The 13,703-nt window shown below is 45.6% G+C and carries 11 protein-coding genes and 1 pseudogene; 6 read left to right on the forward strand and 6 right to left on the reverse strand.

Annotated elements, in window-relative coordinates:
• Nucleotides 1–52: 52 nt before the first annotated feature.
• From mgtE to C8R30_RS09480, 5 genes are all read right to left on the reverse strand, one after another.
• Complete coding sequence (gene mgtE / locus C8R30_RS09460) at nucleotides 53–1,495, reverse strand: magnesium transporter (RefSeq protein WP_090668878.1); 1,443 nt, start codon at nucleotides 1,493–1,495, stop codon at nucleotides 53–55.
• A 263-nt stretch (nucleotides 1,496–1,758) separates the two neighbouring features.
• Nucleotides 1,759–2,457, reverse strand: a complete 699-nt coding sequence (gene mtgA, locus C8R30_RS09465) for a monofunctional biosynthetic peptidoglycan transglycosylase (RefSeq protein ID WP_090668882.1) — start codon at nucleotides 2,455–2,457, stop codon at nucleotides 1,759–1,761.
• 96 nt (nucleotides 2,458–2,553) lie between these two features.
• Nucleotides 2,554–3,375: a shikimate dehydrogenase gene (aroE, locus tag C8R30_RS09470; protein ID WP_107784203.1), complete on the reverse strand. Its 822-nt coding sequence runs from the start codon at nucleotides 3,373–3,375 to the stop codon at nucleotides 2,554–2,556.
• Nucleotides 3,376–3,666: 291 nt separating this feature from the next.
• Nucleotides 3,667–4,575: an energy transducer TonB gene (locus tag C8R30_RS09475; RefSeq protein ID WP_107784216.1), complete on the reverse strand. Its 909-nt coding sequence runs from the start codon at nucleotides 4,573–4,575 to the stop codon at nucleotides 3,667–3,669.
• A gap of 94 nt (nucleotides 4,576–4,669) precedes the next feature.
• Nucleotides 4,670–6,526: a ribonuclease catalytic domain-containing protein gene (locus tag C8R30_RS09480; protein WP_090668891.1), complete on the reverse strand. Its 1,857-nt coding sequence runs from the start codon at nucleotides 6,524–6,526 to the stop codon at nucleotides 4,670–4,672.
• Between the two features lie 1,376 nt (nucleotides 6,527–7,902).
• On the opposite strand from C8R30_RS09480, the pseudogene C8R30_RS16420 reads away from it, so the two are divergent.
• From C8R30_RS16420 to grxD, 6 genes and pseudogenes are all read left to right on the forward strand, one after another.
• Nucleotides 7,903–8,583 (forward strand): annotated as a pseudogene (locus tag C8R30_RS16420) (EAL domain-containing protein).
• A 187-nt stretch (nucleotides 8,584–8,770) separates the two neighbouring features.
• Nucleotides 8,771–9,223: a protein CreA gene (gene creA / locus C8R30_RS09500; protein WP_090668962.1), complete on the forward strand. Its 453-nt coding sequence runs from the start codon at nucleotides 8,771–8,773 to the stop codon at nucleotides 9,221–9,223.
• Between the two features lie 118 nt (nucleotides 9,224–9,341).
• Nucleotides 9,342–10,595 (forward strand): glutamyl-tRNA reductase, encoded by a 1,254-nt coding sequence (hemA, locus tag C8R30_RS09505; RefSeq protein ID WP_107790015.1) that lies wholly within the window; start codon nucleotides 9,342–9,344, stop codon nucleotides 10,593–10,595.
• Complete coding sequence (gene prfA, locus C8R30_RS09510; RefSeq protein WP_090668903.1) at nucleotides 10,592–11,671, forward strand: peptide chain release factor 1; 1,080 nt, start codon at nucleotides 10,592–10,594, stop codon at nucleotides 11,669–11,671. Before hemA ends, prfA begins: the two co-directional genes overlap by 4 nt.
• 134 nt (nucleotides 11,672–11,805) lie before the next feature.
• A complete protein-coding gene (prmC, locus tag C8R30_RS09515) occupies nucleotides 11,806–12,651 on the forward strand; it encodes a peptide chain release factor N(5)-glutamine methyltransferase (protein WP_090668906.1) in 846 nt (281 codons plus the stop codon).
• Nucleotides 12,652–12,803: 152 nt separating this feature from the next.
• Nucleotides 12,804–13,118 (forward strand): Grx4 family monothiol glutaredoxin, encoded by a 315-nt coding sequence (gene grxD, locus C8R30_RS09520; protein WP_090668908.1) that lies wholly within the window; start codon nucleotides 12,804–12,806, stop codon nucleotides 13,116–13,118.
• Nucleotides 13,119–13,147: 29 nt separating this feature from the next.
• Here grxD and C8R30_RS09525 read toward each other — a convergent pair whose 3' ends face one another.
• Nucleotides 13,148–13,567 carry a YqaA family protein gene (locus C8R30_RS09525; protein WP_090668911.1) on the reverse strand — a complete coding sequence of 140 codons (420 nt, stop codon included), beginning with the start codon at nucleotides 13,565–13,567 and terminating at the stop codon, nucleotides 13,148–13,150.
• Between the last annotated feature and the right edge of the window lie 136 nt (nucleotides 13,568–13,703).

Here is a 13,703-nt window from a genome sequence, read left to right on the forward strand (position 1 = left end):
AGAAATAAGCGTTTGTTCGAGTAAAGCTTTTTCAAACTATTGGCTTGACCATTCACAGCAAAAACAGCGTGGCAAGTCCCAGAAAAATGAAAAAACCGCCGCTGTCCGTTACGGCAGTAATCAGGACACTAGAGCCGATGGCAGGATCACGCCCCATTTTTTTTCGAGTTAATGGGATGAGCACTCCAACTAAAGCGGCCAACAGAAGATTCAGTACCATGGCTAATGCCATGACCAGTCCGAGCGGGATATTCTGATAAATAACATAGGTGAACAATCCTACGATGCTGCCCCACACTAGACCATTTACCAGACTCACACCAATTTCTTTTCCGATCAACTTAAGTGTGCTGTCGGTATTGACCTGACCCAATGCGATTGCGCGAACGATCATCGTAATCGTTTGGTTGCCAGAATTTCCACCGACACCCGCAACAATGGGCATCAGTGCTGCAAGTGCGACCAATTTTTCAATGGAATCCTCAAATAGGCCAATAACGCGGGAAGCGATAAAAGCGGTTACCAGATTGATGGCAAGCCAAGCCCAACGGTTCTTGACACTCTTCCAGATAGGAGCAAATAAATCTTCTTCTTCACTCAAGCCGGCTTGACTAAGTGCCTCATTCTCTGCTTTTTCCCGAATGAAGTCGATTACGGAATTAACCGTGACGCGCCCTAATAGCTTGCCATCTACATCAATGACCGACGCAGAAACAAGATCATAACGTTCAAATGCTTCTGTTGCCTGTTGCGCTTTGTCATACGGCTGGAATTTGACGTTTTCCTTGGTCATTGCCTCACTCACCATAACGTCAGGGTCTGTGACCAATAGTCGATTTAATAATAAAACACCTTTGAGATGTTCATTCCGGTCGACGACAAATAGCTGGTCGGTATGATCGGGTAACTCGCCCAGGCGCCGGAGGTAGCGCAGCACCACTTCTAACCTGACGTCTTCGCGGATGGTAATGACATCGAAATCCATGAGCGCGCCGACAGAGTCTTCTGGGTAAGACATCGCTGCACGCAGTTGTTCGCGCTCACCAAGTGGGAGTGAACGAAAAACGTCCTCAATAACTTCAATGGGTAGATCGGGTGCAAGATCGGCGATTTCATCTGCATCAAGTTGTTCGGCAGCCGCAACGAGCTCACTGCTACCCATCGTTGCGATGAGCGTTTCTCGCACGGCGTCGGACACTTCGAGCAGCACCTCTCCGTCGTTTTCAGCTTTGACCAGATTCCATAGAAAAAGCCGATCTTCTAATGGCAAAGCTTCCAGGATATGAGCAATATCAGCTGGATGGAGTTTATCCAGCATGTTTTGGAGGCTGGCTAGATTTTGTTTTTGGATAACAGATTCGACGAGGTCCTGACGTGGCGGGTGGTCTTGCAGGCGTACCAACCCTTCTACGAGCTTATACTTGCGCAGTAAGTACATTATTCGCTCGAGCTTGCTTTGCAAGTCTTCGTTTTCGTGTTGGTTTTCTTCAGTCATAACTGCCTATCCGCTAAAAGAAGAAGAGATCTTGCTATTCGTAAATAATTCGATTCCGGTGTGCCAAAAAGACTAGAGTGCTTTTTTGTTATATCACAGGAACAAGCGTTGATCTTTACAGATTTGTTGAATGCGAAGTCAAAGTATAAAAATGAACTTCGATGAGGGTGAATATTGAACAGTCTTAGTGCTTAAACCAGTTCGCAGAAGTAGAAGACGGGCAGACTGCTTTCTAATGATAAATCCCAATTAGATAAATTATATCATGGAACTTGCGCTAGAGGCATGCGGCGGTGAATGATGTCACGCTTCCTAATTAGTTTTTCCGCCTGGCGATTGCGTTCATAATAACGTGGATTGGGCAGCATTGAGGCAAGATAGGCGGCTTGCCTGCCGTTAAGTACTGAGGCTGATACACCGAAATAATGCTGCGCCGCGGCTTCTGCGCCAAAAACATCATGACCCCATTCAATGATGTTCATATAAATCTCCAAAATACGGCGCTTTGACAGGATACTTTCGAGCATGATTGTGATCATTGCTTCTTCCAATTTGCGACTGATCGTTTTTTTGTCGGACAAAAATAAATTTTTAGCGAGTTGCTGACTAATCGTTGAGCCACCGGCTGACCATTTTCTTTGTTCAATATTTTTTTCGAGAGCATGCTTGATCGAATCAAAATCGAAGCCGCCATGTTTCAAGAATTGGCTGTCCTCCGAAGCAATAATGGCCCGTTTTAGATGAACAGAAATATCTTCATAATTTACCCACTGATGGCGTAGCTTGGCATCGGGATGCGTTTGTCTAAGCTCTTCCAGCCGGGTCTGCATAAACGCGCTAGTGTGCGGGTTATAGCGTTCCCAATAAACGATGTGAAGAAGGAGCCAGCTTAAGTAAATTAAAGCGACGCCCCCTGTTGCTAGCAATAGCCGCCACGACCAGCGTTTAAGAAAATGTCTCATCTTGGTTGTGTGATGCTATCAATTTAAAAATAAATAGAAAGACAGAAGGAGAGATCGATGCCGCGTGCGTATCGGGTGCGTCAAGGTGCTGAGTCACTACCTGTTATTTTTGAGCATTTCTATTATTTTTCTTGTTTCTGGTCTAATACCGCGCCATACATAAAATGATTCTGCGGCTTGTTCAACTAGCATACCGATTCCGTCAGCGAGATGGTGTGCGCCTTGTTGTTGGGCAAAGATCAAGAAAGGAGTCAGATTTCGGCTATACATCATGTCGTATGCTAGTGTCGTTTCCTTGAACAGACCTGTGGGGAGTGGGGGTAATTTATCTTGAAGGCTTGCCGATGTTGCATTGATGATAATATCAAAGCTTTCACCAGAGAAATCCTGGAAGTGGCCGGATACAATTTGACCATGAGAGGAAAATTGTGTTTGCAATAGCTGTGCTTTGGTTTGCGTGCGGTTCGCGATGGCTAGCAGACGTGGCTTACGTTCTAGTAGTGGCAAAATGACGCCACGTGCAGCACCGCCCGCACCCATTAGCAGTATACTTTTCCCCGAAATGGGAATCTCCTGATTTACTTCTATATCTCTGATGAGACCAGTGCCGTCGGTGTTGTCGCCAAGAATAGGATGATTTTGATCAAATTTAAGGGTATTGACAGCTTGTGCCGCATTCGCCCGATCAGTCAACCGAATCGATAAAGTGTACGCTTCTTGTTTGAAAGGGAGTGTTACATTCAAACCTTTCCCCCCTTTTTGTTGAAAAGCGCTTACTGTCGCGGCAAAACCTTCCAAAGGCGCCAAAATGGCGTTGTATTGGATATCCTGGTGAGTTTGCCTAGCAAATTCCATATGAATGATGGGCGATTTGCTATGGTGAATAGGGTTGCCAATTACCGCATAAAGATCAGGCATAAACTTGTTTATCGTAAAGTGTTGACAGAAAGCGGTCACGATCACTATGACCAATGGTATTCTACTGGTTATCCAAGGAATCTCAATCGGACAGCCAGTTTATGTTAATTCAATCTAAGATAAATGCGATGCGATTGTGCCGTTCTATCCCTGCACGAAAAATAACGCCAAATTAACGTCTTGTATTTCATAAAGTGTATTTCATACTGATTTTTGTCAGTATATAGGCAGAGATCGTGCTTATAGATCAGATTATTGAAAGTGCTGTCTGACTAACAGTGGTTCCAAGAATTATTCGCTGAATAATTTTTCTGAGCGGGCAAATACCCATGTGCGGGTAATATGCAAGATGTCGGTATCGCGGCTTATGTCCGGCGGGAAAGGCGCGAAGCCGTTCTGTGCCGCCAACCGGACTATGTGTATGGCGGCATCATCGAGAATCTTGATTCCAGACGATCGATCGATTCCAATCGATTCAAGGCTGCCATCCGACCGGATGCCGACGGTCAGTTGCAAGCTTCCAAACAGTTTTTGCTTTCTTGCTGCCTCCGGATAGTTCAGATTGCCGATACGCTCGACCTTCAGCCGCCAATCCTCCACATAACGTGCAAATCGATATTCTTTGGTACGTGCCCCGATAAATCTCCGTTTGGGTCGTTTCTGATATTCTTCATACTCTTTAGCAATTTGAGCCTCTAGGCGGGCGATTTCAAAACTGCGCTGCAATAAATCTTTGCTGTCTACGGCGGGGGATGGTTCACTTTCAGATTGGATAGGTTGGTCGTCGCTTTGGATAACGCGTGGCTTGCTTTCAACGGCGGTCAAGAGCTGTTTCACTTCCTTCTCTAACTGCTTGGTTTTTTTTGTGGCTTGTGCGAGATCGACAAGTGGTTTGGATTGAGGCAGCACTGGAAAAGGTGATTTTGCACGTCTGTCATCATCAACATTGCCCCCGCCTTCCAAATTGGCCTGTGACAATACATTTGTATCGTCAATAGGCTTATGCTCGGTTTTGCTATTGACCAGGATAACTTCTAGCGATTTCGCTACTTTGTTGAGGGGAAATTCTGGTGTTTTAAATGTGACACCCAAAATAATCAACGCATGAAACAGCAGCGAAATCAGAATGGCCGCATGGATAGCTTTTGGCCGCCATGCAGCCCAGGAATGAGGGGTCTGAAGCTTATTATGATTTGACATCATAAAATGAGCAAAGGAGTCGCTTTAGCCAGTTGAATGATTGTTCGTAAACGAATAAGTTGAAAAGGGTTTCATTGAACAATGGAATATATTTTTAAATATGTTCTTTGTGAAGAAATTTTGTGTTTAAAGTACATTCGAGCAAGTCGATCTGAGATATTTCTAATTTGACTTGTGTGCCGGGTGACAGGTCGGGCAATGAAGAGACGCGCGTAATCAATGGAATACGGTCAAATTTTACCAAATTCTCTTTGAGGACTTGCGCGCCTGTAATTTGAATATTTTCTTGTATCAGCCAACGTAGACACCAATAACGCTCCATTGATCGTTGGAATTCATTATAAATACCATAGACTTGTTCAAAGTCCCGCATCGAGATTAGCAAATCATCGCTATCTTTGGAATAAGGCGGCGTGCTATCGGTCAGCAGTGCAATGAGTTGTCGCTGATTGATGAGGTCGACGTAACGGCGCATTGGTGAACTGCTCCACGCATACTGTGCTACACCGAGACCTTGATGAGGTGCAGGGGAAAGGCTCATTCTTACTTTTCCACTATTTTGGCTGCGATAAATACCGGCAATTCCAGCATCGGCAAGTTGTTTGCCCCATTCGGTATTTGCAAAAATCATTAATTCCGACACAACCCGGTCAATCGGTGAGCCGCGGCGGCGCTCCTGTATGATGATGCGCTCTTGTTCAACGAAAAAGCTGTAATCGATTTTTTCATTATTGGCATCATTTTCTTTGCCACGCTGGATTTCCATCTTGCGGGAGAAGTTCCACAGCAAGGACAATTCTTGAGCAAACGGGTAGTTCGTGAGATTTTTTCTCAGCGTATTTTCATTGAATTGCTGCTCAAGCGCATCATGGCGTAAATTAGCGATGATCTTGATTTTTTCTATACGACTATAAGTGCTCGTGACCGTGAAGTCATCTGCAACCTCCAGATAAAGTGAGAGTGCCGGACATAAGCGTGCTTCACTGAGCGTATAGCTATCGATTGTTTTCTCGGGAAGCATGGTGATTTTTTGGCCAGGCAGATATACAGTGGACAGGCGCTTTGCTGCTATTTGATCCAATAGTGAACCTGGCGCAATACCCAGAGCGGGTGCAGCGATATGAATACCGATGCGAAAACTACCCATGGGCAGAAGCGAAACAGAGAAAGCATCGTCAATTTCAGTGGTGGTAGCATCATCGATACTGAAAGCTGATACGTCGGCTACGGGCAGATCGTCGTGATCGACGTATGCAAACTCTATGTCGGGGATATCGAAAGCAGTTCCATCGGGAAAATGTTCCCGTAAAAATAGATTAAAGTGATAATCATGCGTTGATGCAATGGCGCCGCATTTTTCTAATAGTTTTGGTACGCTGAGTTTGGTGGCCGTACAAACGGATTCGAGTGCTTTCCATTCAACCGTACTTTTGTTCGGTTTGTAGAGTAAATCATCCAAATGGGGCTTAAACTCCTCTGGAAGAGAAAAATCACTCAGTTGTTGCTTATAACGCGCATGCAGTTCTGCTTCTAACCGTTTTTTTTCTTGACTGGCGAGCGCAGCACGTAGCGCTTCCGGTGGAGCGGCTTTGTAGCGCCCCTGCCCCTTGCGATAAAAATACATGGGAGCGCTATTCAGTAGAATCATAATTGCAGCGACTTCTACCGGGCTCGGCGTATGTCCGAAATAATCCGCTGCAAGCGTATGACTCGAAAATTCTTCACTATCAGCACAATATTCCCAGAGAAAATCTGTATCCAACTCGGCAGCTACTTGTTGCGCTTGATGCATGAATTCATATAAAGGAGGCACCTCAAATCGTAGCAATACCGATGAAGCTTTTATTTTGGATCGCTTGCCGTGCGAAGCTTCAACGTGTAGGGAAGTCATGTTGTCGGCTAACACTGAGCCGACTTTAAAGGTGCCGGATTCTTCGTAAAATACGTTCACGGAATGATCCTTTCATACGAAATCAAGGCGTTCGATAACGATCCTCGAGACTGAGCTGTCAAAAATCCATTCATTAAAAGTAGACACATAATTAATTTTATCATGCTTAACAATATGATTATTAGATATAATCCTTGTCGTGACTTGATATATACTGCCTTAAGCTAAGTAAGGGGTGACGGGTGACACGGTTTTCAGATAGAGACTGTTTGTACACTAAAAATCCAACAAGCTGGTTGAGAAGATTTGCATAGGCCATTTCTTGGCGTACTTTATTGCGCCTATTTTTTTGTTTTTTTAAAGATAAGAGCATGTTTCGGTTAATAGCAAGAAAAATATGTCGATGAATACCCTATCAAGACAAACAACTTGTTATAAAGTTTGAGTGGATCCATAAGTGTTTTTAATTCTATTTTTTGAACAGCGCGGGCGACGTTGGCTGGGATAGTGTAGGGATGGGTTTGAGCGCAATCAAACCAGGCAATATTCCATCGGTGAGTATAGTGAGTATATTTAGCGTAAAGTCAAGGCGGTATGAGCAAAACGAAGCAGCAAGTATATCGAACCCTTTGTGGTCATGTTGAAACTATACCTGAATATAGAAAGTTGGTTCCGGTTCATGATAATGCGTAAGCGAACTCTTTGGGTAAACGTGATCGGTCGTGCTTAAAAGTATATTTTTATGGAATGGGTGAGCCTTATGTCTTGTTTGCTCAATTAAAGCTTAAGCTGAATCCCCTTTAAATGACAACGGTTGAATATGTTCGTCGGTACACCAGAGCAGCCTGCTTCTAGTTTTTCCAAAAAGGAGGTAGATGGCTTTGTTACACCCGAGTTAATCGATCGATCACCTAGAAATATTCGGTGATACGGGCATGGTCAATACTGAAGCAGATCTCCAGTATGGCCGCACAGAAAACACAGTGCCAAAGAACCCTAATATCGATTCACGTTTTCAGATTAATTCTCCCACGGCAGTCAGTTCTGTCCGGGGCACCGATTTCCGATATGAACGAACACCTCTGACCATTCCGCTTAAGCCATTACCTGATGTCTATATGAATTTGTGCTGCTATTCGGTCAAATTCATAATGAAATAGCTGCCATCGCAAATGGCACAAAAAATTCTGGAGACGATTAATCATCTCTTTGGTCTAAATGGACATGATGTTTTGTTACTGCGAGCATAGGAGTGAGCTCATATCTCCAGGACAGCGTAGTGAGCGGGTCAGTGTTGAACCATGCGATGAGTGCCATGTCTCTTATTAAGCAACAGGGAGCCAATCAATTTTGTTCTTATTCTCCAGAACTTATCACTGTTGAGAAAGATTTCCGGTTGGCGCTGAAGAATGGGGCGTTGCAAATTTTTTTAACCTATCGTCGATGTTCGATCCGGCCGTATCGTTCGGATGAGGGCGCTTGCACGCTGGAAGCATCCAGATCGCGGCTATATATCTCCAGCAGAATTTATACCGTTAGCTGAGCGTATTGGTTTGAATGCGCCGTTGGGGGAGTTCGTATTGCGAAGGGCGTGCGAGGTGGCGGCTGATTTTGCAAAAGCCAATCAATTGATCGGTGTGTCTGTCAATGTGGCCCCGCGGCAGCAATTGCATAAGGATTTTATAGCGACAATTGAACGGGCAATGAAGGATACTGACTTGCCCGCTAGTTTACTGCTACTGGAGATGACGAAAAGTATGGTCGTCAGTGATATGGTGCGGACAGCTGAGTTGCTTACTCACCTTAAGGCATTAGGTGTATCGATTGCACTCTACGAGTAATTTTACTATTTCGCATACCATTATTGGTTTAGGCAAAATTTAGGTATAACTGTTATTGCAGAAGGTGTTGAAACAGTGCAGCATATGCGAATTCTGCGTGAACAGGGCTGTTTCTTACATCAAGGCTATTATTTCAGCCGGCCCGCGCCGATCGTTGAGTTTTGGTCGCTCATCGAAGGAAGTGATCGAAAATTATTTCTCTATGTTGTGCAGCGATTGAATCGGATCTTGAGCAAAAAACGAATTGAGGGCGCCTCTAACAATTCAGAGTCTTAACCAAGATGAGGCGAGAGCAATAAATGTTGGCGCAACCTATACTGAATAGGTAAGGAAACATTTTTTGTAGACAACGATGTATTGTGACGAAATATATGAGCGGTACCCTTGAGATTTTGAAATTTGACAACGGAAGGAGCCTGCAATGATTGATAATTTGAGTTTTCAGAAAAGAATTTGGTTTTTCATGTCGATTTCGGCGTTATTGCTTGCCTCTCCTTGTTTGATGGCGGAGAAGATTGGCAGTGTGTCTACTAAATTCAAGATCCTGGGTGCGAACGATAAAATTGTGATTGAGGCATTCGATGATCCCGATATCGTGGGTGCTACATGCTATCTAAGCCGGGCAAAGACGGGAGGGATCAGTGGCACGGTGGGGGTGGCCGAGGATACTTCTGATGCTTCGATAGCTTGTCGACAGGTAGGGCCGATCGAGTTACCCGAAAATGTGAAAAATGGACAGAAAGATGGCAAGGAAGTCTTTAAGAAGAGCACTTCGCTATTATTTAAATCCCTGCAAGTGGTTCGATTTTATGATCCAAAACGTAATGTACTGATTTATCTTGCTTACAGTGACAGAATCATCGAAGGGTCACCTAAAAACAGTATATCGACTATTCCCATTATGCCTTGGCGCTAACTAAATCATTGGGAATCATGTAGGTAATGAAAGTAAGCGTATTCGTTTCGTTGATGGTATTTAAACTTCCGCTATAATTACGCTTTTTCGATTTTTAGCTATTTAAAGATCATCATCCATGCAGCTATTTGCTTTTGGTATCAATCATAATACAGCGCCGTTAAGCATCCGTGAACAGGTTTCATTTCCTGAAGATAAAATGGAGCATGCTCTGCATGATCTGGTTGGGCATCATGCCGTGAAGGAAGCAGCCATCGTCTCAACTTGTAATCGTACCGAAATATACTGTAATACAGAAAAACCCGATGCTGCTGTCTGCTGGCTAACGGATTTTCATCGATTACCGGAACGCGAGCTGGAGCCTTATCTTTACCGCTTGCCCCGTGAGCTGGCTGTCAAACATGCTTTTAGAGTGGCAAGCGGGCTGGATTCGATGGTGATCGGTGAGCCGCAGATACTTGGGCAGATGAAGAATGCGATCAAATCGGCAGAGAATGCAGGTACGCTGGGGTTATTGTTGCATAAATTGTTTCAGCGTACTTTTTTTGTGGCCAAGGAGGTACGCACATCTACTGAGATTGGCGCTTGTTCCGTCTCTATGGCGGCAGCGGCAGCACGCTTAGCGGAGCGCATATTTGGTGAAATCAGCGAGCAAAATGTGCTCTTTATCGGTGCTGGCGAGATGATTGAATTATGCGCGACTCATTTTGCTGCCAAGCGTCCAAAGCGGATTACGGTTGCCAATCGTACGGTCGAACGTGCAGAAGCGCTGTCGCGACGATTTGGAGCGCGCCCTATTTCACTCAGTGAATTACCTGAGCAACTTGCACTGCACGATATTGTGGTGACTTGTACAGCGAGTCCGCTACCTATTCTTGGTAAAGGTATGTTGGAGCGCGCTATCAAAATTCGTAAACACCGGCCAATTTTTATTGTCGACTTGGCGGTCCCCAGGGATGTCGAGCTGGAAGTTGCGGATCTGGACGATGTTTTCCTTTATTACGTGGATGATCTGGCTGATATTGTCAAGGAAGGATTGGATTCGCGCATGAGTGCGGTCGCACAGGCCGAAACCATCATCGAATCCAATGTGGTCGATTTCATGCGCTGGCTGGCAGCGCGCGAATTAGTGCCAACTATCCGTGCTTTACGAGATCAGGCCGAGCGATTCCGGCGGCACGAATTGGTACGTGCTCAGAAACTACTGGCAAAAGGCGAAGATCCTGAAAAAATTCTCGAATCACTCAGTAACGGTCTGACCAATAAGTTTTTACACCTGCCCTCCAGTCTGCTGAATCATGCTGCTGATGATGAACGCGAGAAGCTGGTCGAACTGATCAATCGGTTATATCAACTACATTACCCACAATGAATAAAAGTATTGCAGAGCGGCTCACTCGCCTGAGTGTGCGGCTGGAGGAATTGGATCGGCTATTAAGTAGTGAGAAAATTACGGCAGATATGGATAATTATCGCAAACTGACTCGTGAACGTGCCGAGATCGAACCAGTGGTCGAGCTGTATCAAGCACATCAGCAGACTCAGTTAGACATCCAGACTGCAAGAGAAATGAGTGCAGATCCTCAGATGCGTGATTTTGCCGATGCTGAAATTGTGACGGGTAAAGAGAAGCTGCAAAAGATTGAGACGGAACTACTCAAGCAGCTCTTGCCCAAGGACCCCAATGATGACCGTAATATTTTCCTGGAAATCCGCGCGGGCACAGGGGGAGACGAATCGGCTTTATTTGCCGGTAATCTGTTTCGGATGTATGCACGCTTTGCCGAGCGGCAAGGTTGGCAGGTCGAAATCATTTCGCAAAGCCCGTCGGACGTAGGCGGGTATAAGGAAATTATCGCCAGAATTATCGGGTATGGTGCATACTCCCGGCTCAAGTTTGAGTCTGGTGGACATCGGGTGCAACGGGTACCTGTAACCGAAACTCAAGGAAGGGTGCACACGTCTACCTGTACGGTGGCGGTCATTCCAGAAGCAGATGAAATTACCGGTGTCGAACTGAATCCTGCCGATTTGAGAATCGATACATTCCGCGCATCGGGCGCGGGTGGACAACATATCAACAAAACGGATTCTGCGGTACGTATTACCCACTTACCAACGGGTATCGTTGTCGAATGTCAGGAAGGGCGCTCCCAGCATAAAAACAAAGCGCAAGCGATGAGTGTTCTGGCGGCGCGAATTCTGGATAAGCAAATGCGTGAGCAACAAGCAGAGCAGGCGGCAACGCGTAAATCACTGGTAGGGACTGGGGAACGTTCCGAACGGATTCGTACCTATAACTTTCCGCAGGGGCGTGTGACCGATCACCGCATTAATCTTACCCTTTATAAAATGGACCAGATTATGGATGGCGATATCGATGAGCTTTGCTCGGCACTGGTAGCCGAGCATCAAGCGGAACAGCTTGCGTCCATGATGGAAAAATGAGCATCGGCAAAGTAAAACGGCAAATCGATGGGTTCCTGGATAACCTTTACAAAATAATCGTACAGACTAACAACGCTACTGAGCGCGCGTATGGTTTTACTAAAGCGGCCTCCTCAGATCATTATTGAGCTGAAATGCAAAGCACGATTGCACAGGCGCTGCAAGATGCGCGGCATCATATAGAAGATTTGGAAGCCCGCTTATTATTGCAATGTGTGTTAAATGTAGATGCTGTTTATCTGGCTGCTTACCCTGATCGCAATTTAAATTCCAGGCAGCAAGAAGCCTATCGGTCGCTGATTGCTAAACGCATAAGGGGCGAACCGGTTGCTTATCTTGTAGGCGAGCGTGAATTCTATGGCTTAACTTTTAAAGTCACACCGGCCGTGCTGATTCCTCGACCTGAAACGGAGTTGCTGGTAGAGATTGCACTGTCGCGTATCCCAAATGAACGAGTTTGCCGCATCCTGGATTTAGGGACAGGCAGTGGCGCAATCGCAATCACCATTGCCAAACTTCGGCCACATGCGCAAGTGATTGCAGTTGATTGTTCTTCTGAGGCGCTAACCGTTGCACGTATAAACGCACAAAATTTGGGTGTAAGCAATGTACGCATGCTCTCTGGGGATTGGTTTGCTACCTTAGGTCCGCAGCAATTCGATTTGATTGTATCCAATCCACCCTACGTTGCGGAAGGAGACCCCCATCTCAGCGAGGGAGATCTACGTTTTGAACCGATTATTGCGCTGACGGCACAAGAGGAGGGGTTGGCCGCTATTCGCCATATTGTCGCAAACTCACTTCATTTTATGGCGCCTGGGGGGTGGCTGCTACTGGAACATGGCTATAACCAAGCCCCTATTTGCCGGCAATTGCTGGCCGAGTCGGATTTTAGAAATATTTTTACTTGCCCAGATTTAGCCGGGATACCACGCGTGAGCGGTGGGCAACATTATGATCGTACGCGCGCGACAAGCTAGCTGTTAGAATATGACCATGGGGTACGTTGCTAGATTAGAACATCATGGCAAACTATATTAATTCTGGTCAGAAACAGAACCATACGGTTGATGAGTTATCCAATCACCAAGCGGGCTTTCAAAAAATTATCTTGTAAGGAGGATATCAAGACGTGAACGCGAATGAATTGATTGAGCAGCAAATAAATTCCAACCCTGTTGTGCTTTATATGAAAGGTACGCCACAGTATCCACAATGCGGGTTTTCCGCCAATGCTGTGAAAATACTCAACGCATGTGGTGTTCAAGATTTTTATGCGGTAGATGTACTGGCTGATCCAGAAATTCGCCAAGGAATTAAAGATTACTCCAACTGGCCGACGATACCACAGCTTTATATTAATGGTGAGTTTATCGGCGGTTCAGATATCATGACCGAGATGTATCAGAATGGAGAACTTCAGAAATTACTCGAGAAGGAAAGTTGATGTAATCAGCTAATCCCTTGCTGAGGGGGTTAGCTGATGGCAGTGGCAATGACCCAGTAGCGTACGAATTTGCCAACCGCGATGAAAATGACAGCCCAGAACCAGTGAATACGCAGCCAGCCTGCAGCCACACACAAGATATCGCCAATCAAGGGTAACCAAGAAAAAAAGAGAATCGGCGCACCATGATGGCGTGTCCATTCCAATCCACGGGTTTTATGGCCGATTTTGTTCAGCATGGCTTTCTCATCCGGCAGAAGGCGGCCTATTACATAAGAGCTCATCCCGCCCAACGTATTGCCGACAGTCGCCACGCCTAATGCGGACGCATAGAGCTCGGGATAGACCATCAGTACCCCGACGAGCACTGCTTCCGAGCCACCTGGAAGGAGGGTTGCCGCTAGAAAACTACTGGTGAATAACGCCAGCAAACTTGATTGTTCATCCATGAAAATACTGAAGAGTGCGAATTGATTTGCTTATGTTCCCAGAGTTATCCGGGAACATAAGTCTAAGTTCTTTGTGAAAGAATGATTCAAAAGGCCAGCTGGCAATTTTCTAAGCCAACATCTTAAAAATATAAAT

Source organism: Nitrosomonas nitrosa (genome assembly GCF_003051105.1).
GTDB lineage: Bacteria > Pseudomonadota > Gammaproteobacteria > Burkholderiales > Nitrosomonadaceae > Nitrosomonas > Nitrosomonas nitrosa.

Coding starts and splice junctions, on each gene's coding strand:
- creA (WP_090668962.1), top strand. CDS start 8,771: ATGTCGATTTCGGCGTTATTGCTTGCCTCTCCTTGTTTGATGGCGGAG.
- aroE (WP_107784203.1), bottom strand. CDS start 3,375: ATGCCTGATCTTTATGCGGTAATTGGCAACCCTATTCACCATAGCAAA.
- mgtE (WP_090668878.1), bottom strand. CDS start 1,495: ATGACTGAAGAAAACCAACACGAAAACGAAGACTTGCAAAGCAAGCTC.
- prmC (WP_090668906.1), top strand. CDS start 11,806: ATGCAAAGCACGATTGCACAGGCGCTGCAAGATGCGCGGCATCATATA.
- prfA (WP_090668903.1), top strand. CDS start 10,592: ATGAATAAAAGTATTGCAGAGCGGCTCACTCGCCTGAGTGTGCGGCTG.
- mtgA (WP_090668882.1), bottom strand. CDS start 2,457: ATGAGACATTTTCTTAAACGCTGGTCGTGGCGGCTATTGCTAGCAACA.
- hemA (WP_107790015.1), top strand. CDS start 9,342: ATGCAGCTATTTGCTTTTGGTATCAATCATAATACAGCGCCGTTAAGC.
- C8R30_RS09525 (WP_090668911.1), bottom strand. CDS start 13,567: ATGGATGAACAATCAAGTTTGCTGGCGTTATTCACCAGTAGTTTTCTA.
- C8R30_RS09475 (WP_107784216.1), bottom strand. CDS start 4,575: ATGTCAAATCATAATAAGCTTCAGACCCCTCATTCCTGGGCTGCATGG.